The sequence below is a fragment of the Micromonospora sp. WMMD710 genome (assembly GCF_029626045.1).
Lineage (GTDB): Bacteria > Actinomycetota > Actinomycetes > Mycobacteriales > Micromonosporaceae > Micromonospora.
This window is the reverse complement of record NZ_JARUBD010000001.1, coordinates 5,255,446-5,273,520: the sequence shown is the minus strand read 5'-3', so window position 1 is coordinate 5,273,520 and position 18,075 is coordinate 5,255,446. Positions and strand designations below refer to the sequence as shown.

Sequence of the window (18,075 nt, the reverse complement as noted above, 5' to 3'; positions counted from 1 at the left end):
CGGCCCGTCCGCCGTGACCCGGACGACAGCGCCCCCGAGCCAGGGTGATCGTCGGCAGTTCAGCAGCGCGACGCTCGGCGTGTCGAGTCGCTGAGCCGCCACCGATCACGGGACGGGGTCACGACGAAGGCGGGGCCACGGACGTCCGTGGCCCCGCCTTCGCAGGTGTCTACGGGGTGGCCGGCTTGAGGCAGAGCACCCGGTTGGTGCCGTCACCTGGCAGCACCACGTGCGGCTGCGTGATGTCGGTGCACTTCTCCTTGGCGTCCACCTTCGAGACGATGGTGAACGCGCCCGCCTCGCCGCAGTCGGCCGCCGAGGCGCCCTCACCGGACTTCTTCACGCAGGTGCCGACCGCCGGGTCGAAGGCCGGGGTCTCGTCGCCGCCACCGAACTTGCCGAGCAGCATCAGCAGGCCGAGCGGCACCGCCAGGATGAGTACCGCGGCGATCAGCACCGCGGCCAGCACCCGACCGTTGCGCACCTTCGGCGTCGGCGCCTCCACCTTCGGCTCCTCGGCGTCCGGCTTGAACGCGTCGAACCGACCCTGTTCCGGCTCCTGACCCCAGGACGGCGCGGGCTGCTGGCTGGCCGGCGGGAACGCCGGCGGGAAGCCACCGTCCGGTGCCGGCTCGGTGTCGGGACCGCCGAAGGGCGGCCCGCCCAAGCTCGGCGCGCCGTTCACCGTGGCGGCGCCGGCCGCCGGTGCCGCGGAACCACCGAACCGGTCGTCCGGTCGCTCGGCTCCGGCCTGCGGCCGGACCCCGTTCACCGGTCGGTTGTTGCCCGGCGCGTCGACGAAGGACGGCACACCGGGTGGGAACGCCGGCGGCGCGGACGGGGCTTCACCGAACCCGTTCGGCGTCGACGGCCGGTCACGGTCGTCGAAGCGTGGCTCCGGCGTGGACTCGCCGCTCCAACCCGGGCCGCTGTGCCGGTCCGGGCCCTGCTGCCAGTCCGGTGCGCTCGGACGCTCGGAACCCGGCTCCGCCGGGAAGGCGTCCTGCTGCGGCTCGCCCGCCGGTTCGGGCGCGGCGGGGCGGCCGTACACCCGGGGTTGGGGCGTGGGCGTGCCGGACGGTCGCATCGCCTGGTCGGTCGGGGGCATCACCCGGCTGGCCAGCGGCACCGAGGCGCTCGCCGAGGCCCGGCCGACCGCGCCGGCCGCCGGCTCGGCCTCCGGCACCGGTACGACCGCGCGGCCCGCTCCCGATTCGGGCGAGGTACGCGGGGCGGGCACCACGGCACCGCTCACCGGCGGGTCCCCCGCGCGACCCCAACCGGCCGGCTCCGCCTCGTACTGGGCGGCGGCGGGAGTCTCCCGCTCGGGGAGCGGGGCGTACTGGGCCTGCGGTACGAAGTCGGCCGGCGGGGCGGCGGCCAGGCTGGCACCCGGCACGCGCTGCTCCTGCGGCGGCAGCGGTACGGCGTTGGCGGGCGAGATGCCCGGCGCGGGCGCGGGCTGGTAGACCGGCGCGTCGTCGCCCCGGTCGGGCTCCCAGCCGCCGCGGGACTGAGCGGACGCTTCCGCCTCGGCACGACCCCACACCTCGCCGGGCGCCCACGGCTGGATCTCAGCGGCACCGCTCTGCGGCACGGGATTGTCCGGGGTGGCGGCCCAGTTGGGCGTGCCGTCGTTGCCGGGCATGCTGGCGCTGGCCCGGGCCGGCAGACCGGGCTGCTCGGTCGGGGTCCAGCCCGCACCGGCCTGCTCCGCCGGGCGTCCCGCCGGCTGGTCCTGCGGGGCGAGCACCCAGTCCGGCTGCTGCGGACGCCCCTCGGCGCCACCCCAGGAGGCGGGCTGCGCGGCCTCGTCCTGCTGCGCGTTGGCACCGTCGCCCCAGCCGGCGGGCTGGGCCTGCTGCTGGGCGGCCCAACCGCCGGAGCGGGCCGGGTCGTCCTGGCCCGGCCAGTTCGTCGCTGGTGCCGACACCTGCGCCGCGCCCCGCGCTGCGGGCGGCTCGGCCTGGCCCCACTCGGGGGCCGGCTGCTCGGTCGGCTGGGCGGCCTGGCCCCAGGCCGGGGGCGACTGCTCCGCCGGCGTCCACACCGGTTGGTCCTGCTGGCCCGTCCCCCCGGGCCAACCGCCGGGCTGTGCCGTCTCGGGCTGCTGCGGCTCGTCGCCGCGCCAGTCACCGGCGGGCGGGGTGGCCTGCGCGGAGGTGCCCCAGCCGCCGGAGCGGGACGGGTCCTCCTGGGCGGGCCAGGCGGCGGTGGCCGGCGGGACCTGAGCGGCACCCCTGCTGGCCGGCTGGGCCTGCGCCCAGTCCGGCTGCTCCGCGGGGCTGGTGGCCCAGTTGGGTGCGTTCTGCTCGGGCGGCGTCCAGCCCTGCTGCGACGTCGCCCACGGGGCGGGCTGCTGCTGGTTGTCGGGGGTGGCGTTGTTGCCGGCCCAGGCGCCCGGCTGCTGCGGCTCGCTCGCGCCACCGCCGGTGGCCCAGGCGGGCTGTGCCGGCTCGGCCGGCTGCGGCGCGGCACCCCAGGCGGGGTTGGGCTGCTGCTCGGGTTGGCTGGCCCAGGCCGGGGCGGCCTGGTTCGGCTGCGCCGGTGGCGGGGGTGCCCAGCCCAGGTCGGGGCCGGCGGCGTTGTAGCCGTTGTCCGGCTGCGCCGGGCGGTCGCCGTACGGCGCCGGTACGCCGGCGCCCGGTGACACCTCGTCCGGCTCCTGGCCGGGACGGTGCGGGCCCTCGGACGTCATGGGTGCGCCTCCTCCATCACATGTCGGCCGCCGGTGCCGATCGGTGTCCTCGGCATGGCTGCCGGCGTCACCGGCGTGCCGGCTCCCCGCACCGTATCGGGTGGCCGCACGGGGTGTCCAAGGAGCATCGCCCGTCACTCCGTGTTGCCGAGCGGTGTCGAGCAGCTTCTATCAGCTCGGCCGGTGGGGGCGGCGGGCGGCGACCGAAGCCCACCGTACCGGGCGTCGCGGCAGGGCGGAATCCCGGTGCCACGTGGTGGCGAAACGCCGATGGCCCACCCGGTGGGCCGGGTGGGCCATCGATCTGGAGGAGGTGAGGAAAGTTGTGGAGCGTCAGCTCATGTGACGCTGGGCGATGACGAGGAGTTCCTCGCGAACTGCCGGCGAGTTCGCGGAGCGCAGCGCGTGCTCGATGGCACGGGCGCGGCGGGTGGCGTCGCGGTGGTTGCGGATTCGCTCGATCATGCTCATTGCTGGGTCCCCCTGGCTATTCGGTTGTCAGCCCCTTGATGTCTCTATTCAACAGCAGAACCCCGTGAACTTCCATCGATTGTTAGGTGAGCTGGGACACTCGCCTAACAATCAAAGGTCAACAGGCGTCCCGGCCGAGGGTTTCTTCGCCTAACGGACACGGCCGGTGTGCCGGGTGTTAACCCGTGGCACACCGGCCGTGGCTGGTGATCTCCGACGATCAGGTCCAGGCGAGCAGCGCCGCCTCGGGGTCGGCGAGGAAGTCGCCGATGTCGCGCAGGAACTTCGAACCCAGCTCGCCATCGATGATCCGGTGGTCGAAGCTCAGCCCCAGCGTGGTGACCTGACGTGCCTTGACCTTGCCCTTGTGCACCCAGGGCATCTCCCGCACGGCGCCGAAGGCCAGGATCGCCGACTCACCCGGGGGCAGGATCGGCGTGCCGGTGTCCACCCCGAACACTCCGACGTTGGTGATGGTCAGGGTGCCGCCGGACATGTCCGCCGGTGCCGTGCGGCCGGACTTCGCCGTCTGCACCAGGCCGTTCAACGCGTCCGCCAGCTCCCGCAGCGAGAGCCGGCCGGCGTCCTTGACGTTCGGCACGATCAGGCCGCGCTCGGTGGCCGCCGCGATGCCGAGGTTGACGTACTCCTTGACCACGATCTCGTCGCCGGCCCAGGTCGAGTTGACCATCGGGTGCCGCTTGACCGCCAGGAGCACGGCCTTCGCCACCAGCAGCAGCGGCGAAACCCGGACGTCGCGCCACTCCCGCCGGCCGCGCAGCCGATCCAGTGCCTTCATCGCCCGGGTCACGTCGACGGTCAGGAACTCCGTCACGTGCGGAGCGGTGAACGCCGAGCGGGACATGTTCTCGGCGGTGAGCTTGCGTACTCCCTTGACCGGGATGCGCTGCTCACGGTCCGTGCCGAAGCTCGCGGCGCTCGTCGCGGTCGAGGTGACCGCGACCGGCTCGGCCGCCGCCACGGACCCACTCGCGGCCTGCTGTATGTCCTCCCGGGTGATCGAGCCCAGCGGCCCCGACCCGGTCAGCGTGCGCAGGTCGACGCCGAGGTCCTTGGCGAGCTTGCGGACCGGCGGCTTGGCCAACACGAGCCCGCCCGGCACCGGACCGCCGTTCCCGTTACGGACCGGCTCCGGCGTGACCGCCGGCTGCGGCGCGACCGGCTCCGGCGCGACCGGCGCCTCGGCCTGCGCCGGGACGGCACCCTTGCGGGGGCGGCGCTTCGCGGCGGTGGTACGCGGGCCGTAGCCGACCAGCACCGCCGTCCGCCCGCCCGGGGCGGCGCCGCCGATCAGGCCCGGCTCGACCATGCCCTCGGCCGGGGCCAGCTCCACGGCCGCCAGTGAGGCAGCCGACGGGGTGGGCAGGTCAGCGGTGGGCGTGGCCGTGGTCGACGACGTGGTGTCCAGCGGGCCGGCGCCCGGGTCGGTGTCGATCGCGATGATCGGCGTACCGACCTCGACCGTGGTGCCCTCCGGGTGGTGGATCGCCTGCACCTGCCCGGCCCACTTCGCCGGGATCTCCACCGCCGCCTTGGCCGTCTCGACCTCGACGATCGGCTGGTTCAGCTCGATGGTGTCGCCGACCTTGACGAGCCAGGACAGGATCTCGCCCTCGGTCAGCCCCTCGCCCAGGTCGGGCAGGTTGAACGTCTTGATCCGGGACATGGCGCTCACCAGCCGAAGGTGCGGTCGACGGCGTCGAGCACCCGGTCGAGGTCCGGCAGGTACTCCTCCTCCACCCGGGCGGCCGGGTAGGGAGTGTCGAAGCCCGTGACCCGCAGCACCGGCGACTCCAGGGAGTAGAAGCACTCCTCGGTGATCCGTGCGGCCAACTCCGCGCCGAGGCCGATGTTGGACGGCGCCTCGTGCACCACGACCGCCCGGCCGGTGCGCTTCACCGACTCGTAGGCGGCGGCGAGGTCCAGCGGGGACAGCGAGCGCAGGTCGATGACCTCCAGCTCCCGGCCGTCCTCGGCGGCGGCCGTCGCGGCCTCCAGGCAGGTCCGCACCATCGGCCCGTACGCCAGCAGGGTCACGTCGGTGCCGGGCCGCACCACCCGCGCCGAGTGCAGGGGGTACGCGTCGGACAGCGGCGCGTCCAGGTCGACCTGGCCCTTCTCCCAGTAGCGCCGCTTGGGCTCCAGGAAGACGATCGGGTCGTCCGAGGCGATGGCCTGCTGGATCATCACGTACGCGTCCTGCGGGTTGGAGCAGGTCACGACCTTGAGGCCGGCGGTGTGGGCGAAGTACGCCTCCGGCGACTCGGAGTGGTGCTCGACGGCGCCGATGCCGCCGCCGAACGGGATCCGAATGACCATGGGGATGCTGAGCCGGCCGCCCGAGCGGTAGTGCATCTTCGCCACCTGCGACACGATCTGGTCGTACGCGGGGTAGACGAAGCCGTCGAACTGGATCTCGCAGACCGGCCGGTAGCCACGGATGGCCAGGCCGACGGCGGTGCCGATGATGCCGGACTCGGCCAGCGGGGTGTCGATGACCCGCTGGTCGCCGAAGTCCTTCTGAAGCCCGTCGGTGATCCGGAAGACGCCGCCGAGCTTGCCGACGTCCTCGCCCATGATGATGACCTTGGGGTCGGTCTCCAGGGCGCGGCGCAGGCCGGTGTTGAGGGCCTTGCCGAGGGTGAGCGTCTCCGTGGCCATCAGTGGGCGCTCCCCTCGAACGACTCCATGTAACGGTTGAACTGCGCACGCTGCTGATCGAGCAGCGGCGACCCGTTGGGGTAGACGTGGTCGAACATCGTCACCGGCTCCGGGTTGGGCATGCTGAGCACCCGCTCGCGCAGGTGCACCGACTCGCGGCGGGCCTGCTCGTCGACCTCGGCGAAGAAGGTCGTGTCGGCGATCTGCTGCTTCTCCAGGAAGGCCTTGACCCGGATGATCGGGTCCTTGGCCTGCCACGACTCGACCTCGCTGGCGATCCGGTAACGGGTCGGGTCGTCGGAGGTGGTGTGCGCGCCCATCCGGTAGGTGTACGCCTCGATCAGGCTCGGGCCCTGCCCGTGCCGGGCGTTGTCCAGCGCCGTGCGGGTGACCGCGTACGACGCCAGCACGTCGTTGCCGTCCACCCGTACGCCGGGGAAGCCGAAGCCGGCGGCCCGCTGGTAGAGCGGGACGCGGGTCTGCCGCTCCAGCGGCTCGGAGATCGCGTACTGGTTGTTCTGGCAGAAGAAGACCAGCGGCGCGTTGAACACGCTGGCCCAGACGAACGCCTCGTTCACGTCGCCCTGGCTGGTGGCCCCGTCGCCGAAGTAGGCGATCGCCGCCTCGCCGTCGTCGGTGCCGACCTTGCCGTCCATGGTGATGCCCATGGCGTACCCGGTCGCGTGCAGGGTCTGCGCGCCGATGACGATCGTGTACATGTTGAACTTGAACTCGTTCGGGTCCCAGCCGCCCTGGTCGACCCCGCGGAACAGGCCCAGCGGCATGATCGGGTCGATGCCCCGGCAGTAGAGGACGCCGTGCTCCCGGTAGGTCGGGAAAGCCATGTCCTGCGCCCGCAGCGCCCGCCCGGAGCCGACCTGCGCGGCCTCCTGGCCGAGCAAGCTGGCCCAGAGGCCCAGCTCGCCCTGGCGCTGCAGCGCGGTCGCCTCGGCGTCCAGCTTGCGGACCAGCACCAGGTCCCGGTAGAGCCCGCGGTACTCCTCGTCGGTGAAGTCGACGCGGTACTCGGTGCCGTCGGGCCCGGTGGCGCTGTCGATCCGCTCGCCTTCGGGGGTGAGCAGCTGCACCAGCTCGGGGTCGCCGGCCGCGCCCTTCTTGGAGCGGGGAGCTGCCCGCCTGCTGCGGGTGGTGCCCCCGGGGTCGCCCTTTGCCATCGGTCTCTCCCTGTCGTGTCTGCGTCGGCACCGGGGGGTCACCCGGCCGCGCAACTCGTGCGCCTGTCCGGCTGCTGCCGGACCGGTTCCTGGCGGCCGCGCCTAGCCCCGGTGGGGGTTGCCGCACGGCGTGAGCCGGATTCTGGCCGAATCCGGTTCGGGAGCGCCGGTACACAACCGCGCCTGCCGCGAGGGTGCACGGAGGTCACGGCTGCGTTGCCGTCGTGTCCCATATTCGCAGAGCAGGTGAGCGCGCCCACAGTACGCCCGCCCCGCATTCCGACCGTCCACCGTTTGTCACTCTTTGTCGCCATCGTGCTGTCCCGCGTCCACCGGGCGTTCCGGCGATGATTCGTCACCGTTCGGTCAGCATCGCGTGTCGACACGCGGTGGAGGTTGGCTGACGGAGGGTGACTGGGCGAGGCTAATTACCGCTGGATCGTGCCGATAGGGTCAATTGCCGGGTTCTGTCGCCGGCGACGGCCATCCGCGTGCTGCAAGGTCGACGACAAGGGGTGTGCGGTGTACGAGCCAGGTGACGGTCCCGGCACACCCGCGCTCGGCCGGCACCGGTCGACCGGAGGCTACCGACGGGTGGTCGGCGTGCACCGGGCCCCCGGTGCCGGCGGGCCACCCCGGGGCTACCTGCTCACCGTCGCACTGCTGGCCGGCACCGCGTCGATGCCGATTCTCGCCGCGATCAGCGCGGGTTCGGCCACCCCGGGCAGCACCGCGCTGCCGGACAGCAGCACGCCGTTCATCCCGACCCCGTCGGTCGGGCCGGTGGTGATCCCGCTGCCGATGGCCAGCCAGCCGGCGCCCCCGCCACTCGGCACGCCCAGCGCCGCCCCGACCGTCACGCCCGGTTGGCTGCCCGCCGCACCCCGGCGTACCCCGGACCGGCCGGCACCCGTGCCGAGAGCCGTCGACCCGGACCGCGTCGACCGCGGGTTGCCCCCAATGCCCGGGCCGACCCGGAACACCCGACCGCCCGTGCCCCCACCGCCCCCACCGCCCCCGACAGCGTCGCCGACCGATCCTCCGGCCCCGACGCCGACGCCCACCTTCAGCCAGACTCCGACCATCAGCCCGACGCCGACCGAGACCGACTCCTCGACCGCGACGGCGGCGCCGACCAGCACCTGGTCCGAGCCGGCCACCACGCCCGCGACGTCCTCCACCCCCGACGCGCCGCCCAGCCCGCACGCACCGACACCCGGCGCGAGGACACCCTCGGTGAGCCCGCCGCCGCCCACGGCCAGCCCGTCGCCGCTCCCCGGACCGACGTACCCCGTGGTGTCCCCGGCGGTACGGTGACGATCAGCCGCGACCCATCCGGTGCCGGCGGTGTTCGGGGGTAGGCGCGGACCGGAGGGGGTGGCGTGGGCGGCGGTGCCGAACTCCGCCCGGTCGCCCGGCCCGGCCCGGGGCTGCGGGTCGCCCGGCTGGTCACCGAGCTGACGGCGCCGGCCGTGCTGGTGTCGCTGCTGATCTTCACGGTGAGCTGGCACAGCGCCCGGCGGACCGGTCACGGCCTGGCGTGGGGCCTGCTCGCCACACTCTTCGTCACCGGCATCCCGTTCGCCTACATCGTCGGCGGCGTACGGCGCGGCCGGCTCACCGACCACCACATCGGCCGCCGGGAGCAGCGCAGGGTGCCCCTGCTGATCGGCCTCGGCTCGGTCACGGCCGGGCTCGTGCTGCTCGCCGTGCTCGGTGCGCCCCGTCCGGTGCTGGCACTGGCGGTCGCCGGCCTGGTCGGCGTCGTCGTGACCGTCACCGTCAGCCACTGGTGGAAGATGTCGATCCACTCGGCGGTCGCCGCCGGCACGCTGGTCATCCTTGCGCTGATCTTCGGGGGTCGGCTGCTCGTCGCCGCGCCGCTGCTGGCCGTGGTCGGCTGGTCCCGGGTGCGGCTGCGGGACCACACCGTTCCCCAGGTGCTGGCCGGCGGGGCGCTCGGCGCACTGATCGCCGGCACGGTCTTCGGCCTGCTCCGCTGAGCGAGCCCGATCGGGAGCCACGGGCGCGCGGCTCGATCGGGAACCCAGGCGGGCGGCGGGGTGCCGCCCGCCCGGGTAAGCCCGTCAGACGCCGTCGTCGGCGAGGCGGTGCCGGTTCGCCTCGATCCAGGCGTCCAGCGCGGCCGGGTCGTCCGGGTCCACTCCGTCGGCCATCAACTGCGCCACCGCCGCCGTGGCCGGGCTGCGCCGCTCACCGGTCGAGTAGAGCCGCGCGAACTCCGGCACCATCTCCTCGATCGCCTCGTCGGTCCGCGCCGCGGCCGCCTCGGTCAGGCCGCGCTGGCGCGACGCGTACCGGGCCCAGGCGCGCAGCACCCGGGGCAGCATCGCGGCGTCGTCCATGTCCAGCACCGCGCGGCGGTGTACCCAGTCGAGCAGGAAGAGCCCGGACACCGCGGGGCTCCACCGCATCGGGTCGGCGTCCGGGAAGGTCGCCGAGTGGTCCAGCAGCAGACTCAGGCAGAAGTGCAGCGAGGCCAGCTCCGCGCCGTCGACGGCGTCCAGGCCGAAGCGGGCGGCCTCCGGCGCGGCCAGGAACCGCCGCACCAGGTCGGTGCGTTCGGCGGCGGAGAGCGGCTCGACCTCGGCCGGGCCGGTCGGCGCGGTCGCCGTCGGCAGCAGCGCCAGGCGGGCGCCGACCAGCGCCCGGTCGGTGGCGAGGGAGCCCTCGCCGGGCAGCTCGCTCAGCTCGTCGGTGACCGCCAGGTGCCGGGCCACCTCGCCGCGCAGGCGGGCCGGGTCCTCGGTACGGAACCAGGTCAGCTCGTCATCCGCGCACATCTGCCGGACCTGATCCAGGATCCGCTCCGCGGGGCCGCCGACGAAGATGTCCTTGGTGACCCCGATGTTGTGGTCCACCAGGGCCACCAGGGCGTGCTCGGAGCCGCCGGCCGCGTCGTCGTAGGCGAAGGTGGCGAGGTAGGAGGTCTGGTCGCCGTACACGTCGCCGTACGCCCAGCTGCCGGTGAGGTGCACCCGGCCGAGCTGGCCGGCCCAGGTGGGCGCCTGGCTGCCCGGACGCACCCGGTCGGTGCCGTCGGCGGTGGGGACGAGCGCGGCGAAGACCTGCCGGATGGTGGTCGCCGACGCGACCCGACGACGGGCGGTGGCGGCGAGGAACCCGGTGACGAACTCCCGTACGGCCGTGTCCCGGTCGGTTTCCGCGATCGCGTAGACGCTGCCGAGCAGGGCGCTGCCGAGCATCTCGGCGTCCAGCGCGGACTCCAGCTTGGTCACGTCGCGTGCGGCGTGCAGCACCGCGTCGTAGGGGGTCTGAGGCGTGGCCATGCTCCGACCCTACGCCGCTGCGCCGGTACGCAGAGCGGTAGCGAGCCGTGGGGACGTCAGCGGCGGGCGGCGTCGCGCAGCGCGTCCCGTGCCCGCGCGTACGAGGCGAGCACGATCCGCACCGGGGCGAGCACGTACTCCTCGCCCACCTCGGCGACCCGGACCGTGAGCCGCTGCCGGGCGCGGGCCCGCGCCCGCTGGGCGGCCCAGCGCACCACGGGTCGGGCCAGCGCGGCCACCAGCAGCCCGGCCAGCAGGCCGCCGAGCAGCAGCACGGTGGGCAGTGGCACCTGACCGACCATCGGGTTGTCCAGCGCGGGCAGGCCGAGCACCCGCAACGCGTAGCCGAGCGCCAGCCAACCCAGCCCGACCACGGCGGCCAGGGTGACCAGCCACTGCACACCGCCGACGACCCGCCACCACACCGGTCGGCGGTCCAGACCGAGATCGGTGCCGGCGATCGCGCGGTCCAGGGCGTCCGGCAGGTCGCCGAGGCGGGACCGGGCGGCCGAGGTGACCGCCGCCGGCCAGGCCGCGGGTAGGTCGGCGGCGGCCCGGTCGGCCACCGCGCGGATCGCCAGGCCCAGCGCGGAGCGTTGCGCGGCCGTCGGATCCGGCACCGAGGTGGCCGCCACCAGGCTCTCCGCCGGGTCGGTGCCCTCGCCCGCCGGGCCGGGCAGGTGCAGCCGGCGCAGCGGGTCGGGCCGCAGCCGCCGCCAGCCCTGGACCACGGGCCAGCCGGTGGCCGCGCCGGCCCGATGGCGGTACGCCCGTTCCACCGCCTCGCTCACCGCCGGCACCCCGGCGGCGCCGGCCAGCGCCCGGTTCAGTCCGGCGACGGTCGCGTCGTCCGGTCCGCCCGCGGGCCGCGCCGAGCCGACCAGCTCGTCCAGGCCGGCGACCACCGAGTCGACGTCACCGGCGAGCCGGCGCAGGGCGGCCTGCCGCTCGGCGACCGTCCGTTCCAGTGCGGTGCGCAGCCCGACCATCCCGGCCGGGTCGATGGCGGTGGTGGCCAGCAGCGGTACGCCGGTCAGGCCGTCGGAGTCGAGCAGTCGGCGCAGGTCGTCCAGGACCCGGGGCAACTCGGCCGGGGAGAGCCGGTCGGCCTGGTTGAGCACGACCAGCGTGACGTCGCGGTGCCGGTGGAACTCGCGCAGGTAGCTGTCGTGGATGACCCGGTCGGCGTACTTCTGCGGGTCCACCACCCAGACCACCTGGTCGACCAGGCCGAGCAGCCGGTCCACCTCCAGGCGGTGGGATCGCTGCACGGAGTCGAAGTCGGGCAGGTCGAGCAGGATCAGCCCGTGCAGCGCGGTCTCGTCGTCCGCGTCGAGCGCGCTCTCCCGGACGAAGCGGTGCCGGGGCAGCACGCCGGTCCAGTCGAGCAGCCGGTTGGCGCCCTCCAACGGCCCCCACACGCAGGCGTGCGTGACACCGGTGGTTGGCCGGCGGACGCCGACCGGCGAGAGTTCCAGTTGGGCCAACGCGTTGAAGAGGCTGGACTTGCCGCTGCCGGTGGCCCCGGCGAGGGCGACCACGGTGTGGTCACGGGACAACGCGAGCCGGGTGCCGGCCCGCTCGACAAGGGTGTGCGCGGGCACCAGCTCGGAGTCGGGCAGCAGGCCGTCCACCGCGGTCAGGAACCGGCTCACGGCGTCCAGGCGGGCGATCAGCGCGTCGGGGTCGACGCGCTGGTCACCCCGGAACGCCTCCCGGATCCGACCGGTGATGTTGGTCACCGGGAGCCCTCCTCGTCGGCAGCCAGGCCACTGCGGTGTCGGGCCAGCTCGACCCGGCCGGCGGCCCGGCGCAACCCGTCGCCGACCTCCGCGTCGGGCCGCGCGCCGGCGGTGCGGGTCAGGAAGCGGTCTGCCTCCACGTCGAGCAGCGTTCGTACCCGCTCCAGGAGGTCGCCACGCGCCTTGGCGGCGAGGGTACGCACCGCCTGGTCGCCGAAGATCGCCTGGAGCACGGCCTGCGCGGCGACGGTCGTGCCGGCACCGGTGGCCAACTCCAGTCCGGTCGGGATGAACGCGGTGGAGGCGAACACGGCGATCATCACGGCCAACCCGGTGGCGTTGACCGCATACGCGGCGGTGCGGGCCACGAACCGTTTGTCGGCACCCTCGACCCGGACCAGCTCCAGCACACCGCGCTGCCAGTCGCGGACCATGCGTTCGGCCCGCTCGGGCAGGTCGGCGCTCGGGTGGGCGAGCGCCGGGTCGAGCAGTCCCGCTCCCGCTGGGTGCGCCTTCCACGCCGTGTACGCGGACTCGGCGGCCTCGGACGCCACGCCGCGCAGCAACGTGACCAGCTGCGACTCGATGGCGTTGCGCAGCTCGGCGGAGGGTGCCGGCCGGCCGGTGACGGCGGCCACCACCCGGTCCCGGAGACGCCCGATGCGCGCCTCCAGGGTGCGGAAGAGCTCCCCGGTGCCGACGAACTCCTGCCAGCGGGCGAGCACCTCACCACGGAGCAGTCGGCCGTCCCGAAGGCCCTGCTCGACGGTCCGTTCGGCACCCCGGTACGCGGCCCGGACCCGCTCGTCCAACCCGTCGGCGGCGGCGACCTGCTCGTCGGCGGCCTCGGCCAGCTCCTCGACGGCCGGATGCAGCGCGGCCAGCGCGCCGTCCAGGGTCTGCCGGACCACCGAGGACCGCGCGTCGGCGTCGGCGGCCAGCCGGGCGAACCAGTCGGCCAGCGGCGCCGTGACGCCCTCGGGCAGCAGCCCCTGACCGTCGACCCAGGTCTCCGGGAGCACGAACAGGGGCGCCCGGCCGAGGTCCTGTGCGGCGAGCATCTCGGTCAGGTGCGCGGCGATCTCGTCGGTGGCCTCGGCGGGCACCCGGTCCAGCACCATGGCGATGACCGCGCCCCGGGCCCGGGCGCTGCGCAGCAGCTCCCAGGGCACCGCGTCGGCGTACCGGGCGGCGGTGGTGACGAAGAGCCAGAGGTCGGCGGCGGCCAGCAACTGGCTGGCGAGTGCCCGGTTGGCGTCGACCACGGAGTCGATGTCCGGTGCGTCGAGGAAGGCCAGCCCGGGTGGCAGAGCGGGAGCGGTGACCAGGTGCAGCGCGCGCGGATCTTCGCTGGGCTCGGTGGTGCGGGTCAGGCCGGGCAGCAGGTCACCCTGCCGGAACCAGGCCGCGTCGGCGGGGTTGCAGACCAGCACCGGGGAGCGGGTGGTGGGCCGGAGCACACCGGCGGCGCTGACCCGGGCCTTGACCAGGCTGTTGACCAGCGTCGACTTGCCCGCCCCGGTGGAGCCGCCGACCACCACGAGCAGCGGGGCGTCCAGCCGGGCGAGCCGGGGCAGCAGATAGTCGTCGAGCTGGTCGGTGAGGGCGGCGGCGGTGTGCCGGGCGGACCCGGCGGAGGGCAGGGAGAGGGGATAGCGGGTGGCGCCGATCGCGGCCCGGAGGCCCGACAGCGCGCCGGGGAGGCTGTCGTCCCCGGTGGTGGCGGGCGGCTCCTCCGCGGCGTCCGGCGGGCCGGTGCGGGCTGCGACGGCGGGCGCGCCGGAACGGGTGGCGGAATCGCCGTGCGTCGTCACCGCTAAAGCGTGCCCGACCGATGCAAGGGAAGACAACCGGACGGTAATAACGGCTGGGTTGCGTCGGGTCGGCTCAAGTCGACTTGACGATTCGCCGACGCGTGGCACTATTGAGTCAAGTTCACTCAACTTGTGGTGAGGCCCGCTGCGGGCGGTGCCCGCCAGGCAGCCCCGGGCGATGCCCGTCACCTGCACAACCTTACGAAGTGAGGAAGCGAAGATGGCACGTGCGGTCGGTATCGACCTCGGCACGACGAACTCCTGCGTCAGCGTTCTCGAGGGCGGTGAGCCCACCGTCATCGCCAACGCTGAGGGCTCGCGGACGACCCCGTCGATCGTCGCGTTCGCCCGCAACGGCGAGGTGCTCGTCGGTGAGGTCGCCAAGCGGCAGGCGGTGACCAACCCGGACCGGACGATCCGCTCGGTCAAGCGCGAGGTCGGTACGAACTGGTCCGTCGACATCGACGGCAAGAAGTACACCCCGCAGGAGATCTCGGCCCGGACGCTGATGAAGCTCAAGCGGGACGCCGAGGCGTACCTGGGCGAGCAGATCACCGACGCGGTGATCACCGTCCCGGCCTACTTCAACGACAGCCAGCGCCAGGCCACCAAGGAGGCCGGTGAGATCGCCGGCTTCAACGTGCTGCGGATCGTCAACGAGCCGACCGCGGCCGCCCTGGCGTACGGGCTGGACAAGGGCTCCAAGGAGCAGACCGTCCTGGTCTTCGACCTCGGCGGCGGCACCTTCGACGTGTCGCTGCTGGAGCTGGCCGAGGGCGTCATCGAGGTCAAGTCGACCAGCGGTGACAACCACCTCGGCGGCGACGACTGGGACCAGCGGATCATCGACCACCTGGTCAAGACGTTCCGCGGTGAGCACGGCATCGACCTCGGTCAGGACAAGATGGCCCTGCAGCGGCTCCGTGAGGCCGCCGAGAAGGCCAAGATCGAGCTGTCCGCCGCCACCACCACCAACATCAACCTGCCGTACATCACCGCCGGCTCCGCCGGCCCGCTGCACCTCGACGTGACACTGAGCCGCGCCGAGTTCCAGCGGATGACGCAGGATCTGCTGGACCGCTGCAAGGGCCCGTTTGAGCAGGCCGTGAAGGACGCCGGGATCAAGATCTCCGACGTCGAGCACGTCATCCTCGTCGGTGGTTCGACCCGGATGCCCGCCGTGACCGACCTGGTCAAGCAGCTCACCGGTCGCGACCCCAACAAGGGCGTCAACCCGGACGAGGTCGTCGCCGTCGGCGCCGCCCTCCAGGCCGGTGTGCTCAAGGGTGAGGTCAAGGACGTCCTGCTGCTCGACGTGACCCCGCTGAGCCTGGGCATCGAGACCAAGGGCGGCATCTTCACCAAGCTGATCGAGCGCAACACCACCATCCCGACCAAGCGCTCCGAGGTCTTCACCACGGCGGACGACAACCAGCCGTCGGTGCTGATCCAGGTGTTCCAGGGTGAGCGGGAGATCGCGGCCTACAACAAGAAGCTCGGCACCTTCGAGCTGACCGGCCTCCCGCCGGCGCCGCGCGGCGTGCCGCAGATCGAGGTCGCCTTCGACATCGACGCCAACGGCATCGTCAACGTGCACGCCAAGGACCTGGGCACCGGCAAGGAACAGAAGATGACGATCACCGGCGGCTCCTCGCTGCCGAAGGACGACATCGAGCGGATGCGCCGCGACGCCGAGGAGCACGCGGAGGAGGACAAGCGCCGCCGCGACGACGCCGAGACCCGCAACGTGGCCGAGGCGCTGCAGTGGCAGACCGAGAAGTTCCTCGCCGAGAGCGGCGACAAGCTGCCCAGCGAGAACCGGGAGCAGCTCAACGAGGCGCTCGGCGAGCTGCGCGGCGCCCTCGGCGGTCAGGACATTGAGAAGATCAAGTCCGCGCACGAGAAGCTGGCGCAGGTCTCCCAGCAGGCCGGTTCGCTGCTCTACTCGCAGCAGGCCGAGCAGGGCCAGCAGCCGGGCGGCGAGGCCGGCCCGGGTGCGACCGGTGCGACCGGCCCGCAGCCCGGCGCTGCCGGTGGTGCCGACGACGTGGTCGACGCGGAGATCGTGGACGAGGACGGCAAGAAGTGACCGTCGGCCTCCGACACGTATCCACGGCAAAGGGATGAGGTAGCCGCATGACGCAGAAGCCACGAGCCGCCGACCCGGGCGACACCGGGTCGACGCCGGGTGGCTCCGCGCCCACGGAGCCGACCACCGGCGCCGAGGAGCGGGTCGTCATCCGCAACAACCGCAAGCTCAGCGACGCGACGGAGCCGGAGGGCGCCGCCGCCGACGCGGGGAACGACGTCCCCGCCGAAGGTCTGGTCGAGGACGCCGAGATCGTGGTCGACGAGATCGAGGTCGAGGTCAACTCCACCGACGGGCCGGAGCCGTCCGGCCCGCCGGTGGTGGACGCCCCGGCGAAGCCGGCGGACGGCGGTGGCACCGGCACCACGCTCGGTGCCGAGCTGGAGGCGCTGCGGGCCGACCTGGACGAGCGGACCCGGGATCTCCAGCGGGTGTCGGCGGAGTACGCCAACTACCGCAAGCGGGTCGACCGGGACCGCAGCCTGGTGCAGGGGCAGGCGACCGGCTCGGTGCTGGCCGCGCTGCTGCCGATCCTCGACGACCTGGACCGGGCTCGGGAACACGGCGACCTGGTCGGACCGTTCGGCACGGTGGCGGAACAGCTCACCACCGCGCTGGGCAAGTTCGGTCTGAACGCCTTCGGCGAACAGGGCGACCCGTTCGACCCGACCCGGCACGAGGCGGTCGCGCACCAGACCTCGGCCGAGGTCAGCGAACCGACCTGCGTGCAGGTCATGCGGCGCGGCTACCAGCTCGGTGAGCGGCTGCTGCGCCCCGCGCTGGTCGCGGTCGCGGATCCGGAATAGTGCGAAACGGTGACCAGGCCGTCCCGCCCACCGCTCAGCGGTGGGCGGGACGGCCGGGCCACGACGGTTGGAAGGGGGTGGACCGGTGAGTTCGAAGGACTGGCTCGAGAAGGACTTCTACGCCGTGCTCGGCGTGGACAAGGCCGCCTCCGCGGATGACATCAAGAAGGCGTACCGCAAGTTGGCCCGGGAGTCGCACCCGGACCACAACCCGGGCGACGCCAAGGCCGAGGAGCGGTTCAAGGCCGCGTCCGAGGCGTACAACGTGCTCTCGGACGCCGGCCGCCGCCGGGAGTACGACGAGATGCGTTCGCTGTTCGGTTCGGGCGCGTTCCGGCGCAATGCCCGGGGCGGCGGCCAGCCGGGCGGTATGCCGTTCGACGTTTCCGACCTGTTCGGCGGTGGCGCCGCCGGGGGCGGCGACCGTCGCTTCGGCGGGGCCGGCTTCCAGGACCTGTTCAGCTCGATCTTCTCCGGTGGGCAGGCCGGTGGGCAGGCCACCCCGCGCGGTCCGGCCCGTGGTCGGGACGTCGAGACCGAGGTGGCACTGGACTTCGGGGACGCGGTGCGCGGGGTGACCCTGCCCCTGACGCTGCGCGCCCCGGGCGTCTGCGACACCTGCCACGGCAACGGGGCCAAGCCCGGCACCCAGCCGCGGACCTGCCCGGTCTGCCACGGCGCCGGGGTGACGACCCGCAACCAGGGGTCGTTCAGCTTCTCCGAGCCGTGCCGCAACTGCCAGGGCGTCGGCACCGTGGTCGAGGAGAAGTGCCCCGAGTGCCACGGCAGCGGCGGGGTCACCAAGACCCGCACGATGAACGTGCGCTTCCCGGCCGGCGTGGCCGACGGCCAACGCATCCGGCTGGCGGGGCGCGGTGAGCCGGGCGAGCGCGGCGGCCCGGCCGGTGATCTGTTCGTGCACGTCAAGGTCCGGCCGGACGACCTGTTCGGGCGTACCGGAGACGACCTGACGCTGACCGTGCCGGTGACGTTCGCGGAGGCCGTGCTCGGCACGGACCTGCGGGTGCCCACGCTCGACGGCGCGGTGACCCTGCGGGTGCCGCCGGGTACGCCGAGCGGTCGGGTGCTGCGGGCGCGGGGCAAGGGTGTGGTCCGCCGCGACGGGCAGGCCGGCGATCTGCTGGTCACGCTGGACGTGGTGGTGCCGTCCCGGTTGTCCGACGAGGCGCGCGCGGCGCTGGAGGCGTTCGCCGAGCAGAGCCCGCCGGCGGCCAGGGAACATCTCGACGCACGGGTGCGTCGGGTCAGTTAGTCCGGTGGGATGGA

General features: G+C 73.7%; 13 protein-coding genes. 4 read left to right on the top strand and 9 right to left on the bottom strand.

What is annotated here, in order from left to right:
- Positions 1-169: 169 nt before the first annotated feature.
- From O7620_RS24400 to O7620_RS24375, 6 genes are all read right to left on the bottom strand, one after another.
- The gene (locus tag O7620_RS24400; protein WP_278125358.1) at positions 170-2,698 is read right to left on the bottom strand and encodes a hypothetical protein; all 2,529 of its coding nucleotides are present in this window, start codon (positions 2,696-2,698) and stop codon (positions 170-172) included.
- Positions 2,699-3,031: 333 nt separating this feature from the next.
- Positions 3,032-3,169: a hypothetical protein gene (locus O7620_RS24395; RefSeq protein ID WP_167454674.1), complete on the bottom strand. Its 138-nt coding sequence runs from the start codon at positions 3,167-3,169 to the stop codon at positions 3,032-3,034.
- Between the two features lie 220 nt (positions 3,170-3,389).
- Positions 3,390-4,856 carry a dihydrolipoamide acetyltransferase family protein gene (locus O7620_RS24390; protein WP_278127132.1) on the bottom strand — a complete coding sequence of 489 codons (1,467 nt, stop codon included), beginning with the start codon at positions 4,854-4,856 and terminating at the stop codon, positions 3,390-3,392.
- Positions 4,857-4,861: 5 nt separating this feature from the next.
- Complete coding sequence (locus tag O7620_RS24385) at positions 4,862-5,851, bottom strand: alpha-ketoacid dehydrogenase subunit beta (protein WP_151492115.1); 990 nt, start codon at positions 5,849-5,851, stop codon at positions 4,862-4,864.
- The gene (pdhA, locus tag O7620_RS24380) at positions 5,851-7,026 is read right to left on the bottom strand and encodes a pyruvate dehydrogenase (acetyl-transferring) E1 component subunit alpha (RefSeq protein WP_151492116.1); all 1,176 of its coding nucleotides are present in this window, start codon (positions 7,024-7,026) and stop codon (positions 5,851-5,853) included. Before pdhA ends, O7620_RS24385 begins: the two co-directional genes overlap by 1 nt.
- Before the next feature lie 641 nt (positions 7,027-7,667).
- Positions 7,668-8,282 (bottom strand): hypothetical protein, encoded by a 615-nt coding sequence (locus tag O7620_RS24375; protein WP_278125356.1) that lies wholly within the window; start codon positions 8,280-8,282, stop codon positions 7,668-7,670.
- 126 nt (positions 8,283-8,408) lie between these two features.
- Here O7620_RS24375 and O7620_RS24370 point away from each other — a divergent pair, with 126 nt between their 5' ends.
- A complete protein-coding gene (locus O7620_RS24370; RefSeq protein ID WP_278125354.1) occupies positions 8,409-9,029 on the top strand; it encodes a phosphatase PAP2 family protein in 621 nt (206 codons plus the stop codon).
- A gap of 84 nt (positions 9,030-9,113) precedes the next feature.
- Here the strand turns inward: O7620_RS24370 and O7620_RS24365 are convergent, their stop codons facing one another.
- Genes O7620_RS24365 through O7620_RS24355 form a run of 3 tightly spaced genes read right to left on the bottom strand, consistent with a single transcriptional unit; the run spans position 9,114 to position 13,893 of the window.
- Positions 9,114-10,337, bottom strand: coding sequence for a hypothetical protein (locus O7620_RS24365; RefSeq protein ID WP_151492642.1), 1,224 nt, complete (start codon positions 10,335-10,337; stop codon positions 9,114-9,116).
- 56 nt (positions 10,338-10,393) lie between these two features.
- Positions 10,394-12,079 (bottom strand): GTPase, encoded by a 1,686-nt coding sequence (locus O7620_RS24360; protein WP_278125352.1) that lies wholly within the window; start codon positions 12,077-12,079, stop codon positions 10,394-10,396.
- Entirely contained in the window at positions 12,076-13,893 is a 1,818-nt protein-coding gene (locus tag O7620_RS24355; RefSeq protein WP_278125350.1) for an ABC transporter, read from the bottom strand. Before O7620_RS24355 ends, O7620_RS24360 begins: the two co-directional genes overlap by 4 nt.
- Positions 13,894-14,113: 220 nt before the next feature.
- On the opposite strand from O7620_RS24355, the gene dnaK reads away from it, so the two are divergent.
- The 3 genes from dnaK to dnaJ all read left to right on the top strand — a co-directional run bounded on the left by dnaK (position 14,114) and on the right by dnaJ (position 18,061).
- On the top strand, positions 14,114-15,982 hold the full coding sequence (gene dnaK / locus O7620_RS24350) for a molecular chaperone DnaK (protein ID WP_278125349.1): 1,869 nt from the start codon (positions 14,114-14,116) through the stop codon (positions 15,980-15,982).
- A 47-nt stretch (positions 15,983-16,029) separates the two neighbouring features.
- Entirely contained in the window at positions 16,030-16,788 is a 759-nt protein-coding gene (gene grpE, locus O7620_RS24345) for a nucleotide exchange factor GrpE (RefSeq protein WP_278125347.1), read from the top strand.
- Between the two features lie 85 nt (positions 16,789-16,873).
- Positions 16,874-18,061, top strand: a complete 1,188-nt coding sequence (gene dnaJ / locus O7620_RS24340; protein WP_278125344.1) for a molecular chaperone DnaJ — start codon at positions 16,874-16,876, stop codon at positions 18,059-18,061.
- Positions 18,062-18,075 lie beyond the last annotated feature (14 nt).